Source organism: Sphingomonas hankookensis (genome assembly GCF_001619955.1).
GTDB lineage: Bacteria > Pseudomonadota > Alphaproteobacteria > Sphingomonadales > Sphingomonadaceae > Sphingomonas > Sphingomonas hankookensis_A.
In genome coordinates, this window is the sequence record NZ_LQQO01000017.1 from 1 (window position 1) to 15,208 (window position 15,208).

The following is a 15,208-nucleotide window of genomic DNA, read 5'->3' on the forward strand; positions in this document are numbered from 1 at the left end:
CAAAGTTCACTAAGTTCACACTAGTGACGTGTTTGCGCGGTGGATGTGGCGGTGGTCGCTAGAGACGTGCGGGCGGCGGGTGTTAAGGGGTGACCCGCCGACGATGGCAGGTGGCTGCCATGTAGGAAAGGGGTGACGTTCCTAACCCCGTCTGCGGGCAGTTGGGTCTACCTCTAGCCAATTCCTCGTACCCCCGCGCAGGCGAGGGTCCAGGGCCACACGCGCTGCCCTTCCGTTACCCTGGACCCCCGCCTGCGCGGGGGTACGGTCCGGGGGTGAAGGTTGCAGCTTACTTGCCCCGCTGTGCCTCGACGAGCGCGATGGCGCGTTCGACCGCGACTTCGATCGACAGGGTACTGGTGTCGAGCGGCGCGGCGTCGGCGGCCATGACCAGCGGCGCGGTCGATCGGCTCGAATCGCGTTCGTCGCGGGCGCGGATGTCGGCGAGGACGCGGTCATAGGTGACGCTCGACCCTGCCTTCGCCAGCTCGGTGTGGCGGCGGCGGGCGCGGATCGCCGGGGTCGCCTTTACGAACAGCTTGGCATCGGCGTCGGGGGCGATGACCGTGCCGATGTCGCGCCCGTCGAGCACCGCGCCGCCCGGTTGCTGCGCGAACTTGCGCTGGCGGCGCAGCAGCGCCGAGCGTACCAGCGGATGGGCGGACACGATCGAGGCGGTCTGTCCGGCCTCGTCGGTGCGCAGCCACGGGTCGTCGAGCAGCGTGTCGGAAAAGTCGCAGGCGGCGACGCAATCCGCCTCACGCGTCGGGTCCATGCCGTCGCGCAGCACGCGGGTCGCGACTGCGCGATAGAGCAGGCCGGTGTCGAGATGCGGCAGGCCGTAATGCCGTGCCAGCGCCCGTGCGATGGTGCCCTTGCCCGATGCCGCCGGGCCGTCGACCGCGATGATCACAGCGATGCGCCGAGGCCACGCAGCAGCGTGGTGAAGGTCGGGAAGCTGGTCGCCACGGGTGCCATGTCGTCGATGGTGACCGGATCGCGCGAGACGAGGCCGGCGACGACGAAGCTCATCGCGATGCGGTGGTCGAGCTTTGCCTCGACCGTGCCGCCGCCGGGCAACAGGTCGCCGCCGGTGCCGTCGATGATCAGGCCGTCCTCGGTCTCCTCGACCCGCGCGCCGATCGCGCGCAGTCCTTCGGCCATGGTCGTGATGCGGTCGCTTTCCTTAACGCGCAGCTCTTCGAGACCGCGCGTGACGGTGCGCCCCTGGGCGAGCGCGGCGGCGACGAACAGGACCGGGAATTCGTCGATCATCGCCGGCGCGACCGCCGGGTCGACATCGATGCCGGTCAGCGTCGAGGCGCGGACGACCAGGTCGGCGACCGGCTCGCCACCGACCTCACGGCGATTCTCGAAGGTGATGTCGCCGCCCATCGCGCGCAGCACGTCGAACAGCGCGGCGCGGGTCGGGTTCAGGCCGACATTGGTGATCGTGACATGGCTGCCCGGCACCAGCAGCGCGGCGACGACCGGGAAGGCGGCGGAGGACGGATCGCCCGGCACGATGATCGTCTGTGGCTGCAATTCCGCTTCGCCGTGCAGTTCGATGACGCGGCCTGCGGGGGTTTCCTCGACGGTCAGCTTCGCGCCGAAGCCGGTCAGCATCCGCTCGCTATGGTCGCGGGTCGGGACCGGTTCGACGACGCGGGTGATGCCCGGCGTGTTGAGGCCGGCGAGCAGGATCGCCGACTTCACCTGCGCCGAGGCGACCGGCAGCGTATAGTCGATCGGCACGGCGGGCACGATCCCGCGCAGCATCAGCGGCAGGCGGCCGCCGGGGCTGGCGGTGAACTCGGCACCCATCCGCGACAGCGGTTCGATGACGCGGCCCATCGGGCGCTTGCTGAGCGAGGCGTCGCCGGTGAAGGTCGCGGTGATGGCGTGGCTCGATACCAGACCCATCAGCAGCCGGGTCGAGGTGCCCGAATTGCCCATTTCCAAGGCGGTCGCGGGTTGCAGCAGCCCGCCGACGCCAACGCCGTCGATGGTCCACATCCCGTCGCCGCCGCGTTCGATCACGGCACCCATCGCGCGCATCGCGGCGGCGGTGGCGAGCACGTCCTCGCCCTCCAGCAAACCGGTCACGCGGCTGGTGCCGACGGCGAGCGCGGAAAGCATCAGCGACCGGTGGCTGATCGACTTGTCGCCGGGAACGGGGGCGGTGCCGGTCAGCGGGCCGCTGGCGGCGACGGAAAGCGGGGTGGGGGTGGCGTCGTGCATGACCGGCGGCTTTGACAGCGCGTGCCCGCTATGGCAAGGCGCGGCCCCATCCGGGGTATGTGCCCCGTTCTTCCACGATACCGAAAGGTTTGGCTACACATGGTGAAGCCGGAATGGGGTACGAAGCGTACCTGTCCGAAATGCGCGACGCGCTTCTACGACCTGGGCAATGACGATCCCGTCACCTGCATCAATTGCGGCGTGCACTGGACGCCCGAACCGATCCTGAAGTCGAAGCAGCCGCTGCCGTTCGAGCAGGTCAAGGTCGGCGGCGACAAGGATGGCGAGAAGGATACGGATCTCGACGCCGATCTGGACATCGAGGGCGACGACGAGCCGTCGGCGGACGACGATGTCGATCTGGGCGGCGACGACGACCTGGGCGTCGACACGTCCGACGAGGACAACGACGCCGAGCGTTGATTTTTTGGCGGGCGGCAACAAAAGCCGCTTGCCAAACCGGCGCCCTCCGCATAGAGGGCGCTCCTCCCCAACGGGGAAGCGGGGCTGCCCACCAGCAGTGGCCCCGACAAAATGGACGGGGCCGTAGCTCAGCTGGGAGAGCGCTGCAATGGCATTGCAGAGGTCAGGGGTTCGATCCCCCTCGGCTCCACCATTTTTCCAAGAACCCCGCAGCGATGCGGGGTTTTTTGTTGGCCGTCGTATAATCGTTTCGGCCATATTACAAAAAACACGCGAACCGTTCGCGATTATACCAGTATATCGTGCGCGGTCGCGATAGCGGCTAGCTGAACGGCCCTATGACTGGGGGCCATGATCTGCGGTACCGATCGCGACTGCACGCATTTTCCGAACTGACCGATGCCGACCGGACGGCGATCGATGCCCTGCTCGACCAGCGGCAGCGGGTCATCGCCCCGCGTCGCGACGTGGTGGCGGAAGGGGAAGTGCCGCGATTCGTGCATGTCGTGCTCGACGGCTGGGCGTGCCGCTATCGCCAGCTGTCCGACGGGCGGCGCCAGTTGCTGTCGCTGCTGCTGCCGGGCGACCTGATCGATCCCTATCCGCAGGCGGTGGCGCGGTCCGATCATGCGGTCGGCACGATCACGACGATGACCGTGGCGGAGGTCGCGCCCGATGCGCTCGCCGCGCTGGGGCGGGAAAGCGCCACGATCGCCCGCGCGCTGTGGTGGAACAACCATGTGGCGATGGGCACGCAGCGCGAATGGATCGCCAGCCTCGGCCTGCGCAGCGCGCGCGAACGTATCGCGCTGCTGTTCTGCGAAGTCTATTTCCGGTTGCGGACGAGCGGGCGGTGCATGGGCCGCGCCTGCGAATTTCCGCTGACCCAGGCCGATCTGGCGGAGGCGACGGGCCTGACCCCGGTGCACGTCAATCGCATGGTGCAGGAATTGCGCCGCGACGGGTTGATCGCCTGGGGTGGGCGGACGCTGACGATTCTCGACCTTGACGCGTTGTGCGGGGTCGCGTCGTTCACCCCGGCCTATCTGCACCTCGACCGCGCGGTGTCGGCGGGTTGAGGGCGTCCGTCCCGTAATCGGACGGCTGCCCGAAAATGCGGCAGGCGACAAAAAGGTAAATAATGCGTTAACGCGGCCATGATGAAGCCGCACGCACCCCGCCGCCGCCACCCGTTCCGCGCCACGCTGCCGCGTATGGCCAGCGTTCCGGTGCGCAGCGAGGACAGCGACCTGAAGCTGTTCACGGTCAGCTTCACCGCCTTCTTCATCTGCTTCTACACGTTCTTTCTGTAGGGCGGGTCGACCGAACTCGACGTCATCCCAGCGAAGGCCGGGATCTCGCCATGGTAGCGCGCAGCAGGAGCCACTTGCGACCCCAGCCTTCGCTGGGGTGACGGTGTCTTCAAGCCGGGCAGCCGTCGTCGCACGCCTTGTGCAGCCGCCATGCGAGCCATGCCGAGCCGAGGCACATGGCGGCGACGATCAGCAGCATGTCGGTGGGGCCGAGGCCGGCCTTGGTCAGCAGGATGACGCTGACCGCGCCGATCGTCATCGAGGCACAGTTGACGACGTTGTTCGCCGCCACCGTCCGCGCGGTCTGGTCCTTGGTCACCGTCGTCGTCAGGAACGCATAGAGCGGGACCACGAACATGCCGCCGAAGATCGCGATCAGCGCCAGCGTGGCGAGCAGCAGCAGCGATTGCGGATGGGTGGCGAAGTCGATCACGCCATAAAGCGTGCCGTCGGGCGCCGGGACCCAGGCCTTCGCCTCGAACGCGAACGCCAGTACGCACAACGCCATCGCGATGACCGATGCGGGCGAATAGCGCGCCGAGATCTGTCCTTTGAGCAACGCATTGATGATGACCGACCCGATCGCGACCCCGATCGAGAAGATCGCGATGGTGAGCGAGGCGACCTGCTGGTCGGCGGTCAGCACATTCTTCACCAGCACCGGGAAGATCACGATCAGCACCGACCCGATCGTCCAGAAGAAGCTGATCGCGACGATCGCAAGGAACAGCCGGCGGATATGCATCGTCGCCGCGATCAGGTGCCAGGACGAGGTGAAGGGATTGAAGTTGATGACCAGTTCCGGCCCGCTGCGCGGTGCCGGGGGCACGAGCCGCCCGGTGAACCAGCCGATGATCGCCACGACGACGACCAGCCCGGCGGCCCATTCGACGCTGATCCAGCCGGCGACGATCGTGCCGGTCAGCACCGAGAGATAGGTCGCCGCCTCGATCAGCCCGGTGCCGCCCAGCACCTGATGATCCTCCAGATGCTGGGGCAGGATCGCGTATTTGATCGGCCCGAAAAAGGTCGAATGGACGCCGAGCATCACGACCGCGCTCAGCATCATCACCACGCCGGTGGTGACATAGCCGGTGCGCGCGATCAGCATGCCGGCCGCGCCATAGAGCATGATGCCGATTTCCGCCGTCTTCACGATGCGGATGATCCGCGCCTTGTCATGCGTGTCGGCCAGCTGTCCCGACAGTGCGGACAGCAAAACGAACGGCAGGATGGCCAGACCGGTGGCCAGTGCGTTGAAATTCTGTTCGCTCGCCGGGTCCTTGAACAACTGGTATGTCGCGAACAGCACCATCGCATGCTTGAAGAGGTTGTCGTTGAACGCGCCCAGAAACTGGGTGACGAACAGCGGCAGGAAACGGCGCTGCTTGAGCAACCCCAGCGCATTATTCATTCCGGGTACGACCTGATCTACGTGCCTGTCGGCTTGGTTGGATCGGGTGTAGCCAGCCCCTCCGCCTGCTTCAACGCCGTTTTGCCGCTTTCGCGTGAGGGGCCGGGGATGCTAAGCGCCGAACTGTGCTGACGCTTCCCAACATATTGACGTTGTCGCGTATCCTGGCGGTGCCGCTGCTGGTCGCGTTCCTGTGGTGGCCGATGTGGGAGGCGGGCTATGCCATTGCCTTCGCACTCTATTGCCTGATGGGGATCACCGACTATTTCGACGGCTATCTGGCGCGCGCGCAGGGCACGGTGTCGAAGCTGGGCGTGTTCCTCGACCCGATCGCCGACAAGATCATGGTCGCCGCCGTCATCCTGATGCTGGTCGGCACGCGGCATGACGTGGCGATCATCACCGGCATCCACCTGATCGCCGCGCTCATCATCCTGCTGCGCGAGATCGCGGTGTCGGGGCTGCGCGAGTTCCTCGCCGGCATTCAGGTATCTCTGCCGGTGTCGCAGCTGGCCAAGTGGAAGACGACGCTGCAGCTGGTCGCGTTCGGGGCGCTGATCCTCGCCGGGGCGGTGCCGGCCTATAGCTTCGTGCATGTGACCGGGCTCGTCTGCCTGTGGGGCGCGGCGGTGCTGACCGCGATCACCGGCTGGGATTATCTGCGGCTCGGTCTCCGGCACATGGACACATAATGGCGATCGAGCTGCTGTATTTCGCTTGGGTGCGCGAGGCGATCGGCGTGGCGGGCGAGCGGGTCGACCCGCCGGCCGAGGTGGCGACCGTCGCCGATCTGGTCGACTGGCTGGCGGCAAGGGGCGGGGGCTATGCGACGGCCTTTGCCGATGGGCAAAGGCTGCGCGCGGCGGTCGACCAGGCGTTCGTGGCGCTCGATACGCCGATCGCCGGCGCGCGCGAGGTCGCGATCTTTCCCCCGGTGACCGGCGGATGATCCGCGTGGTCGTGCAGGCGGCACCGATCGACCTCGCCGCCGAATTTGCGGCGGCCGAGGGGGCGGATGCGGGGGCGGTGGCGACCTTTACCGGGCTGGTGCGTGGTGACGATGGCGTCACCGAACTGGCGCTCGAACATTATCCGGGAGCGACCGAGCGCGCGCTGGAGGCTTTGTGCGAGCAGGCGGTGGCGCGCTGGTCGCTGGTGAAGGCGACGGTCGTGCACCGCGTCGGGCCGATGGTGCCCGGCGACCGGGTGGTGTTCGTCGCGACGACCGCACGGCATCGCGGCGCGGCGCTGGAAGCCTGTGCGTTCCTGATCGACCGGTTGAAGACCGGGGCGCCGTTTTGGAAGCGCGAGCGGCGGGGGGCAGAGACGCGCTGGGTCGAGACGCGGGAGAGTGACGACGCGGCCGCCGCGCGGTGGGGGGATCTTGGCTGAGGTGCTTGGGGCGGGTCCTTCGATACGCCCCTTCGACAAGCTCAATGGCTACTCAGGACGAACGGCTGGAGAAGTCCCAACCCAAACCCGTCCAATCCCGTTTGGTTCGAGTAGCGATCGAGCTCGTCGAGAGCGCGTATCGAGAACGGGGTTCCGCTGGGGTGACCCATGAAGGGTCCGTTTGCGGCAGGAGTTCTCGACGGACGCTTCTCGACTTCGCTCGAAGCTGCTCGAACCGGACGGAATGGCGGGGCAGGGCAGCGCCCCAAAACAAAACCGGGCGGGATCGCTCCCGCCCGGCTCCATTCTCGCCTGAACCCCGGATCAGCCGAGCTTCGGTGCCAGCACGCCGTTCACCACGTGAACGATGCCGTTCGACTGTTCGACGTCATACTGCGTGACATAGCTCTTGCCGCCGCCGACATCGGTCAGCACCAGTGCGTCGTTTTCCAGCGTCGCCTTGAGCGGCTGGCCCTCGACGGTGGTCAGCGTGGCGGTGCCGCCGCCGGCCTGGATCTGCTGCTTGAGCGCCGCGGCGTCGAGCTTGCCCGCGACGACGTGATACTTCAGCAGCTTGGCGAGCGAGGCCTTCTGCTCGGGCTTCATCAGCTGGTCGAGCGTGCCGGGGGCGAGGCGGCCGAACGCTTCATCCGTCGGCGCGAAGACGGTGAAGGGACCGGGGCCCGACAGCGTGGCGGTCAGGTCGGCGGCCTGCACCGCCTTGACCAGGGTGGTGAGGTTGCTGGCCTTCGACGCGTTGGCGACGATGGTCGCGGTCGGCAGCATCGGCGCGCCGCCGACGGTCACCGGTGCCTTGGCAGCTGCGTTGATGTTGGTGTTCACGCCGGTCTGGACGGTGCCGACCGGAGTCTGCACGGTGGCGGTCGTGCCGGTCTTCACCCCCGTCTGCGCAGTCGGGGCAGTCGTGGTCTGGGCATAGGCGGCGGCGGTCAGCGACAGGGTGAGCGCGGCGGCCGAAATCGTTGCGCGAATCATCGGTTTTCTCCGGTGGTTGCGGTCGAAACATGTTCGCTGTCCGATCGAGCAGCGACCGGAGAAATACGGTTTTCCCACGCCAACGGTTCCCGCGCTGCCCGAAGGATCAGGGCCGTTGCGCGCCAAGTACCTCTGCCAGCAGCCGAAAATCCCGCTCGCGCGGAGAGGCGCGTCGCCACACCAGCGCGATGCGCCGCGACGCGTTCTTCGCCTCGATCGGGCGGGCGGTGACCCCGGTATTGTCGAGGATGCCGGCATCGATCGCCATCTGCGGCAGCATGGTGGTGCCCAAGCCATTGTCGACCATCTGGACGATGGTGTGGAGCGACGTGCCCATCATCATCGCCTGTCCGCGCGCTTCGGGCTGTTCGCACGCGCGCAGGGCATGGTCCTTCAGGCAATGACCGTCTTCCAACAGCAGCAGGCGTTCGGCGTCGATATCGTCGGCGACCAGCGGCGTCGTGTCGGCGGCATCGTTGCCCGGCACCGCCAGGAACAGCCGGTCGTCGAACAGCGGCGCGACTTCTACCTCGCCACAGCCATAGGGCAGCGCCAGCAGCACGCAGTCGGTGCGGCCATGGTGCAGCCCCTCGCACGCCGCCGCGCTCGGCTCCTCGCGCAGATACAGTTTCAGGTCGGGATAGTCGCGGCGCAGGCGGGGGAGGAGTTGGGGCAGGAGGAACGGGGCGATGGTCGGGATGACGCTCATCCGCATCTCGCCCGACAGCGGTCGTCCGGCGGCGCGCGCCATGTCGGTCAGTTCCTCCGCCTCGCGCAGCACGGTGCGCGCCTTGGCGACGATGCTTTCGCCCAGCGGCGTGAAGCGCACCACGCGGCGGGTACGTTCGACCAGCACTACGCCGATCAGCGTCTCCAGTTCGCGAATGCCCGCCGACAGCGTCGACTGGGTGACGAACGACGCCTCGGCGGCGCGGCCGAAATGACCAGCGTCGCGCAGCGCGACCAGATATTGCAGCTGTTTCAGGGTAGGCAGGTACACCGACATGCCCGGTTACTTATCGAGTGCGACGATCAATCCCAAGGGTAATTTCGATTGGATCGGTCCAACGCGTACCCTATATCGCAACGCAGCAATTCACGGTGCGCACTGCACCATAAGAAAGGGCATTCCATGCTGACCGTTGGCGACAAGCTCCCTGAATTCACCGTTCCCGTTCAGCAGGGCACCGACGCGCTCCCGGCCGGCGAAACGCTGAGCCACGACGCGTTCCCGGGCAAGTGGAAGGTGCTGTTCTACTGGCCGAAGGACTTCACCTTCGTCTGCCCGACCGAAATCGTCGGTTACAGCGAGCTGAAGGAAGACTTCGCCGATCGCGACGCCGTGCTGATCGGCGCATCGACCGATACCGCGCACGTCCACTTGGCGTGGCGCAAGTCGGACCCGGATCTGGCCGCGGCCGATTTCCCGTGGATCGCGGACAATGGCGCGGTGCTGGCAAGCAAGCTCGGCATCCTCGACAAGAACGAGCATGTTGCGTTCCGCGCGACCTTCATCATCGATCCGGACAATGTGATCCAGGCGGTGCAGGTCAACGGCCTGAACGTCGGCCGCAATCCGGCCGAGACGCTGCGCGTGCTCGACGCGCTGCAGACCGACGAACTGTGCCCGTGCAACTGGAACAAGGGCGACGACGTCCTCCAGGTCGCGGCATAATTTATCGGGCGGGGCTGCGGTCCCGCCCGACCATTCCCAAACGTCACCCCAGCGCAGGCTGGGGTCTCTCCGTAACTGGGAGACCCCAGCCTGCGCTGGGGTGACGTGTTTTCATCGAAGGTAACATCCCATGTCGCTCAAGGAATTTGCGGGCCAGCTGCCCGATTTCGCCAAGGATATCCGCCTGAACGTCGGCTCGCTGCTGAACGAGACGGTGCTCGACCCGCAGAAGAAGTTCGGGACGATGCTCGCCTGCGCCCATGCCACCGGTCACAAGCCGCTGGTCGAGGCGGCCGAGGCCGAAGTCGCCGACAAGCTGTCGCCCGAGGCGGCGAACGCGGCGCGTGCCGCAGCGGCGGTGATGGCGATGAACAACGTCTATTACCGCTTCGTCCACCTCGCCAAGAACAAGGAATATGGCAACCTGCCCGCGAAGCTCCGGATGAACGTGATCGCTGCGCCGGGGATCGAGAAGGTCGATTTCGAACTGTTCAGCCTGGCGGTGTCGGCGATGAACGGCTGCGGCATGTGCATCGACGCGCATGAGGACGTGCTGAAGAAGCACGGCGTGAAGGCCGAGGTCATCCAGGGCGCGGTGCGGATCGGTGCGGTGCTGGCGGCGGTGGCGACGGTGCACGCGGCGGTGGCGTAAGTAAGAAGAAATCTGGTTCGCGCGGAGGCGCGGCGGCGCGGAGGAGTTGCGGCGCACGATCGTCCGGCGTCAGCGGGACCCTCATCCTAGCCGCAGCCTACGAAGAGGCTGATCGCTACGCGATCGGCTTCCCCAAACGAGCCTCTCTGCGCCTCTGCGCGAACCAGTTTCTTTTTCTGCCTGCGCTATGAAAGCGCCCGATACACGCTGTACAGGCTGGTGATCGTCAGCACGACGCCGACGAGGATCAGCAGCGTGCGCGCCGGGATGTGTTTGGCGAACATCGCCCCGAACGGCGCGGCGACGATGCCGCCGATCAGCAGGCCGGCAACCGCGGTGGTGAAGGCCTCCAGCCCCAGATGGAACAGGAACGTCGCCGAAATGCTGACGGTCAGGAAGAATTCGACCGTGTTGACCGTGCCGATCGTCGTGCGCGGGGTGGCGCCCTGTACCAGCAGGTTGGAGGTCACGACCGGACCCCAGCCGCCGCCGCCCGCCGCGTCGAGGAACCCACCGACCAGCCCCAGCGGGGCGATGACCTTCGGCTCCTTCGGCTCGGGTGGCTTCCGTAAGCCCCGCCACAGCAGGTACAGGCCGATCCCGGCCAGATAGGTCATCACGAACGGCCGCGTGACCGAAGCGTCGAGCGACGACAGCAGATAGGCGCCGGTAACGCCGCCAGCGATGCCGGGCAGCACCAGCCGCCAGAACAGCTTCCAGTTCACATTCTTGTGCAGCGCGTGGCTGATCCCCGACACGCCGGTCGTGAAACATTCGACGACATGCACGCTGGCGGAGGCGGTCGCGGGCGGCACGCCCAGCACGCTCACCAGCAGGGTCGACGAAATCACCCCGAACGCCATGCCCAGCGCACCATCGACGATCTGGGCGGCAAATCCGGCGGCAATGAACTCGGCCAGACGCGCCCAGTCGATATTCTCGAGCATCCCATTCCCTTCGAGTTGGCGCAGCGGCGCTCAGTGATGGCGGCAAACGACAATGCCTACAAGATACATAGGGTTTGTTGCGCCTACAGTACGACTTGGCGAATGGGGGCGGGCCGCCTACATTCCGGGTTGAGAGTCCGTTTCGAAACGCGCGAAGGCGGGTTTCGTGGCGGGCCGGCACCGCAGGATTCTGACGACCAAGGGAACTGCACATGGTTGCGCGGCTGTTGCGCTATCTGGATTCGATCAAGGCGCGCGATCCCGCGCCGCGGTCGCGCGCCGAAATCCTGACCTATCCCGGCGTATGGGCGGTCGCGTTCCACAAGGTTTCGCACCGGCTGTTCCGCGCGCGCTGGTATTTCGCCGCGCGATCGATCAACCATTTTTCGCGCTTCCTGACCGCGATCGACATCCATCCGGGTGCCACGATCGGCCGGCATTTCTTCATCGACCACGGCTTCGTCGTGATCGGCGAAACGGCGGAGATCGGCGACGGCGTCACCATCTACCAGAATGTGACGCTGGGCGGGACCAGCCCCGACAACGGCATCGCCGGCAAGCGGCATCCGACGATCAGCGACGGCGCGATCATCGGGTCGGGCGCGCAGGTGCTGGGACCGATCACTATCGGGACACGTGCGCGGGTCGGCGCCAATGCGGTGGTGACGAAGGACGTGCCGGAGGGGACGACCGTCGTCGGCATCCCGGCGCGACCGACCGTGGTCGAGGGCGGGCAGGCACCCGATCCGCGCTTCGTCCCCTATGGCACGCCATGCCGCGACACGTTCGATCCGCAGACGCAGCGGATCGAGCTGCTGCGCTGCGAGGTGGAAACGCTCAAGCGGCAGCTCGACGCGCTGCTGGCCGAGCAGCAGGACCATCGCGACCGCGCCTGATGGGAATCGTCACCCCCTTTCCCGCGTCACGCCAGCCGGGGCAGGTCGGGTTCGAACGCGCCGAGCTGACCCGCATCCTCGACCTCTATGGCCGGATGGTCGCCGCCGGGCATTGGCGCGACTATGCGATCGATCTGGGGCGCGAGGCGGCGGTGTTCAGCGCCTTCCGCCGCGCGACCGAACGGCCCGAGTTCCGCATCGAGAAGCGGCCGAGCTTGCGCAACAAGCAGGGCATCTGGGCGCTGGTGGGAGAAGCCGGCGCGATCGTGAAGCGCGGGCATGAACTGGGACCGGTACTGGCCCCGGTCGAGCGCCGGCTGATGAAGCTGGTCGAGGAATAAAAAACGGCCCCGGTCGCCCGGGGCCGCAAGGTACGCTCCAAGGAATGAGTTTTCAGGCCATCGCCACGGGCGGCAGGCGTTGGCCGATGCCGCCGAGCAGTCCAACCACCTGACGCCGCATCGGTTGCCAGAAAACCGACAGGGTCAGCAGCGCCGATCCGATGACGAAGGCGGTGAACGCCGCCGACCGTTCGACCGCCCGCGCCTTTTCGAACAGCGCGTAGAGCGCATAGAGGACATAGGCGAGGCTGGAGACGAGCAGCGCGCGGCGGTCGACCGCCAGCGCCACGAGGCCGAACACGACGTAGAGCGCGATCACCACCGCCGCCATCGGTGCGGTGACGCTCGGCCCGAACACGCCCAGCAGCTGGAACAGCGAATGCGCGATCAGCGGGGCGGCGACGAGGTGCAGCCAGAAGGCGACGTCGCTGCGGCGCGTGCGGCGGTCGCGGTCGGACATGTCCCAGCGCATCGCGGCGACGAACACCGCGATCCCGCCGAGCAGGGTCACCGGGTAGAAATTGTCCTTGAGCACCGGGAACGCCGCGACGATCAGCGACGCCACGGTCGCGACCAAGGCCGCTGCCCCCGCTGCAACCGTGATCGGCACCATGAACCGCCGCCAGTGCAGCCATGCTGCGCCGGCCGCGACCACGCCGATGCCGGCGAAGATCATTGCGGTCGTCCGGTCGGGCACATTTTGCGGGTCGAGTTCGACCACGATCCCGAACAGCGTTGCAGCGACCCCGCCGACGAACGCGAGCAGCAGCAGGATGCTGGGCAACGCCATGCGGCGGCGCGCGGTGAAATATTCGGCGAGAAACCATGCGGCGCCCGCGACGCCCAGACCGCCCAGTGGCGTCAGGATCGTGCCGCCGATCCAGGCGAGCGATACCAGCAGCAGCGCGAGCGCGACCGAGACGAAGATGTCGTTGAACCCCGTCAGCAGGCGGAAATGCTCCTCATCCACCACCGGGGTCGCGCGTTGCTGCGCGATATGCGCACGCAATGCGTCGGCGGAGTCGCGCGACAGCACGCCCGCCTCCACCGCGCCGTTCAGATCGCTCTCGCTATACATGCCATTACCTCCCTGTATTAGGGGAGTATGACACATGTGTATTGCTCATGCAATACAGGGCGATCGGTCAGTAGTTCGGCCACAGGCCGGGCGTGGCCAGTTCGATGACATGGCCGTCGGGATCGTCGAAATACAGGCTGCGACCGCCGCCGGGCCACCGGATTTCGCTGGTGAGTGCGATCCCGCGCTGCTCGAGATGGTCGCGCCACGCGGCATAATCGGCATCGGCGATCGCAAAGGCCATGTGCAGCCGGCCAGCGCCGTCATGGCCGGGGATGGCGCCGCCGGGCACCGCCATCGATTCCGCCGACTGCCCCTGCGCGAACAGCAGCAGAACGCTGCGCCGCCCCGCATCGAACGCGGCCATCCGCTCGTTGCGCAGCAGCACCGGCCGGCCGAGATCGTCGGCGAAGAAAGTAACCGAACGGTCGAGATCGGTGACATAGAGCGCGGTTTCGAGCACGCCATCGATCGTGGGGGGAGCGGAGGGGCGTTCAGCCACCCCCACAGCGCCGCGCGGATCGGTTGAGCCAGTCATGTCGTTACCTCGCGGAACTGGTCGAACATGACGGATATATAGGTCGGAGGGCCTGCGTTTCGAGATCGGTTCTCCGCCTGTCCGCCGGACATGAAAAAGGCGCCCCGCCGGGTGGGCGGGGCGCCGTTGCTTGCCGCCAGGCCGGGGCGGGTTACTTGCCGCCCGGATTGCGGCAGCCATCCTTCAGCGTGCGCGTGCACACCGGGTAGCTGTCCTTCGCCGGCGGCGGCGGGGTCACCTGCGGCGGCGCGAACTGAATCTGCTGGCCGGCCATCGGCGAACCTGCCATCGGGGCGGGCGGTGCCGGCGGCGCCATCGGGGCCGGGGCGGCGGTGGTCGCCATCGGATCAGCCGGTGCTGCCGGGGCGTCGGGCGCCGGCGGCGGGGTCATGTTGTCGGCCGGCGGGGTCGGCGCGGTCGTCGTGCCCGGCTGCATGGTGGCGTCGGGGGCGGGCGTCGTCGGCGGCGTGGTCTGCGCGACGGCGGCGCTGCCCATCAGCAGGGCGGCCATGAAAGCGACAGTCTTCATCGGATAGCTCCTTTTCGACTTTTATCGTTGAGGCTGCGAACCAGAACGACCAGGCACGAAAAGGTTTCCGCGCAAGTTTTCAGCCTGTCGCGTCCAGAGCATAGCCCGCCGAGCGGACGGTACGGATAATATCGGGCCGGTCGCCGACATTGATCGCCTTGCGCAGGCGGCGGATATGTACGTCGACCGTGCGCGATTCGATGTCCGAATCATGGCCCCACACCGCATCGAGCAGCCGTTCGCGCGAGAAAACCCAGCCGGGATGTTCGAGGAAGTGTTTGAGAAGGCGGAATTCCGTCGGCCCCAACGGCACGACTTCGCCGCCGCGCCGCACGCGGTGGCCGACCGTGTCCATCTCGATATCGGCATAGCTCAGCGCCTCGCCGGCCAGCGCCGGGCGGACGCGGCGCAGGACCGCATTGACGCGGGCGACCAGTTCGCGCGGGGAGAAGGGCTTGGTGACATAATCGTCGGCACCGGTTTCGAGGCCGCGCACGCGATCCTCTTCCTCGCCGCGCGCGGTCAGCATGATGATCGGCACATTCTGCGTCTCGGCCTGGCGGCGCAGCTGGCGGCAGACTTCGATCCCCGACAGCCCTTCGACCATCCAGTCGAGCAGGACGATGTCGGGTGTCGCCTCGCGCGCGAGCAGCAGTGCCTCCTCGCCCTCATGGGTGCGGACGACCTCGAAATCCTCACGCTGGAAGTGGAAGGCGATCAATTCGGCCAGCGCCGCATCGTCTTCCAGCAGCAACATCCGTGCCTTGCTCATG

General features: G+C 66.9%; 20 protein-coding genes and 1 tRNA gene. 11 read left to right on the forward strand and 10 right to left on the reverse strand.

Features of this window, described 5'->3' with window-relative positions; translation table 11 throughout:
* Positions 1-289 precede the first annotated feature (289 nt).
* Positions 290-913 carry a (d)CMP kinase gene (gene cmk / locus AVT10_RS09820; RefSeq protein WP_066690362.1) on the reverse strand — a complete coding sequence of 208 codons (624 nt, stop codon included), beginning with the start codon at positions 911-913 and terminating at the stop codon, positions 290-292.
* On the reverse strand, positions 910-2,241 hold the full coding sequence (gene aroA / locus AVT10_RS09825) for a 3-phosphoshikimate 1-carboxyvinyltransferase (RefSeq protein WP_066690365.1): 1,332 nt from the start codon (positions 2,239-2,241) through the stop codon (positions 910-912). Before aroA ends, cmk begins: the two co-directional genes overlap by 4 nt.
* 99 nt (positions 2,242-2,340) lie before the next feature.
* Between aroA and AVT10_RS09830 the strand changes: the two genes are divergently transcribed.
* From AVT10_RS09830 to AVT10_RS18540, 4 genes are all read left to right on the forward strand, one after another.
* Positions 2,341-2,664, forward strand: coding sequence for a TIGR02300 family protein (locus AVT10_RS09830; RefSeq protein WP_066690367.1), 324 nt, complete (start codon positions 2,341-2,343; stop codon positions 2,662-2,664).
* Between the two features lie 117 nt (positions 2,665-2,781).
* Positions 2,782-2,857: transfer RNA gene (locus AVT10_RS09835), tRNA-Ala, on the forward strand.
* A 145-nt stretch (positions 2,858-3,002) separates the two neighbouring features.
* Positions 3,003-3,743 carry a Crp/Fnr family transcriptional regulator gene (locus AVT10_RS09840; protein WP_084401557.1) on the forward strand — a complete coding sequence of 247 codons (741 nt, stop codon included), beginning with the start codon at positions 3,003-3,005 and terminating at the stop codon, positions 3,741-3,743.
* A gap of 78 nt (positions 3,744-3,821) precedes the next feature.
* A complete protein-coding gene (locus tag AVT10_RS18540; RefSeq protein WP_198158546.1) occupies positions 3,822-3,977 on the forward strand; it encodes a hypothetical protein in 156 nt (51 codons plus the stop codon).
* 109 nt (positions 3,978-4,086) lie between these two features.
* Here AVT10_RS18540 and AVT10_RS09845 read toward each other — a convergent pair whose 3' ends face one another.
* Positions 4,087-5,391, reverse strand: coding sequence for an MFS transporter (locus tag AVT10_RS09845; protein ID WP_066690370.1), 1,305 nt, complete (start codon positions 5,389-5,391; stop codon positions 4,087-4,089).
* Positions 5,392-5,516: 125 nt separating this feature from the next.
* Here AVT10_RS09845 and pgsA point away from each other — a divergent pair, with 125 nt between their 5' ends.
* From pgsA to AVT10_RS09860, 3 genes are read left to right on the forward strand one after another with little or no spacing between them, the layout of a single operon-like run.
* On the forward strand, positions 5,517-6,083 hold the full coding sequence (gene pgsA, locus AVT10_RS09850; RefSeq protein WP_066690373.1) for a CDP-diacylglycerol--glycerol-3-phosphate 3-phosphatidyltransferase: 567 nt from the start codon (positions 5,517-5,519) through the stop codon (positions 6,081-6,083).
* Positions 6,083-6,340, forward strand: a complete 258-nt coding sequence (gene moaD / locus AVT10_RS09855; protein ID WP_066690375.1) for a molybdopterin converting factor subunit 1 — start codon at positions 6,083-6,085, stop codon at positions 6,338-6,340. The genes pgsA and moaD overlap by 1 nt, the downstream gene beginning before the upstream one ends.
* The gene (locus AVT10_RS09860) at positions 6,337-6,783 is read left to right on the forward strand and encodes a molybdenum cofactor biosynthesis protein MoaE (protein WP_066690377.1); all 447 of its coding nucleotides are present in this window, start codon (positions 6,337-6,339) and stop codon (positions 6,781-6,783) included. Before moaD ends, AVT10_RS09860 begins: the two co-directional genes overlap by 4 nt.
* Positions 6,784-7,107: 324 nt before the next feature.
* Here AVT10_RS09860 and AVT10_RS09865 read toward each other — a convergent pair whose 3' ends face one another.
* Positions 7,108-7,779, reverse strand: coding sequence for a fasciclin domain-containing protein (locus tag AVT10_RS09865; protein ID WP_066690386.1), 672 nt, complete (start codon positions 7,777-7,779; stop codon positions 7,108-7,110).
* Between the two features lie 106 nt (positions 7,780-7,885).
* Complete coding sequence (locus AVT10_RS09870; RefSeq protein ID WP_066690390.1) at positions 7,886-8,785, reverse strand: hydrogen peroxide-inducible genes activator; 900 nt, start codon at positions 8,783-8,785, stop codon at positions 7,886-7,888.
* A gap of 126 nt (positions 8,786-8,911) precedes the next feature.
* Between AVT10_RS09870 and AVT10_RS09875 the strand changes: the two genes are divergently transcribed.
* Together AVT10_RS09875 and AVT10_RS09880 are read left to right on the forward strand one after the other, a co-directional pair.
* Positions 8,912-9,454 (forward strand): peroxiredoxin, encoded by a 543-nt coding sequence (locus AVT10_RS09875; RefSeq protein ID WP_066690393.1) that lies wholly within the window; start codon positions 8,912-8,914, stop codon positions 9,452-9,454.
* Positions 9,455-9,584: 130 nt separating this feature from the next.
* Positions 9,585-10,106 (forward strand): carboxymuconolactone decarboxylase family protein, encoded by a 522-nt coding sequence (locus AVT10_RS09880; RefSeq protein ID WP_066690399.1) that lies wholly within the window; start codon positions 9,585-9,587, stop codon positions 10,104-10,106.
* 185 nt (positions 10,107-10,291) lie between these two features.
* Here the strand turns inward: AVT10_RS09880 and AVT10_RS09885 are convergent, their stop codons facing one another.
* Positions 10,292-11,053 (reverse strand): sulfite exporter TauE/SafE family protein, encoded by a 762-nt coding sequence (locus AVT10_RS09885; protein ID WP_066690401.1) that lies wholly within the window; start codon positions 11,051-11,053, stop codon positions 10,292-10,294.
* Positions 11,054-11,265: 212 nt separating this feature from the next.
* Between AVT10_RS09885 and epsC the strand changes: the two genes are divergently transcribed.
* Positions 11,266-11,949: a serine O-acetyltransferase EpsC gene (gene epsC, locus AVT10_RS09890; RefSeq protein WP_066690403.1), complete on the forward strand. Its 684-nt coding sequence runs from the start codon at positions 11,266-11,268 to the stop codon at positions 11,947-11,949.
* Complete coding sequence (locus tag AVT10_RS09895) at positions 11,949-12,290, forward strand: DUF2794 domain-containing protein (RefSeq protein ID WP_066690411.1); 342 nt, start codon at positions 11,949-11,951, stop codon at positions 12,288-12,290. The genes epsC and AVT10_RS09895 overlap by 1 nt, the downstream gene beginning before the upstream one ends.
* Positions 12,291-12,342: 52 nt before the next feature.
* Here the strand turns inward: AVT10_RS09895 and AVT10_RS09900 are convergent, their stop codons facing one another.
* From AVT10_RS09900 to phoB, 4 genes are all read right to left on the reverse strand, one after another.
* Complete coding sequence (locus tag AVT10_RS09900; protein ID WP_066690414.1) at positions 12,343-13,368, reverse strand: hypothetical protein; 1,026 nt, start codon at positions 13,366-13,368, stop codon at positions 12,343-12,345.
* A 67-nt stretch (positions 13,369-13,435) separates the two neighbouring features.
* Positions 13,436-13,906 carry a VOC family protein gene (locus AVT10_RS09905; protein WP_084401558.1) on the reverse strand — a complete coding sequence of 157 codons (471 nt, stop codon included), beginning with the start codon at positions 13,904-13,906 and terminating at the stop codon, positions 13,436-13,438.
* Positions 13,907-14,057: 151 nt separating this feature from the next.
* Entirely contained in the window at positions 14,058-14,435 is a 378-nt protein-coding gene (locus AVT10_RS09910) for a hypothetical protein (RefSeq protein ID WP_066690425.1), read from the reverse strand.
* Positions 14,436-14,514: 79 nt separating this feature from the next.
* Positions 14,515-15,207 carry a phosphate regulon transcriptional regulator PhoB gene (gene phoB, locus AVT10_RS09915; RefSeq protein ID WP_055761798.1) on the reverse strand — a complete coding sequence of 231 codons (693 nt, stop codon included), beginning with the start codon at positions 15,205-15,207 and terminating at the stop codon, positions 14,515-14,517.
* Between the last annotated feature and the right edge of the window lies 1 nt (position 15,208).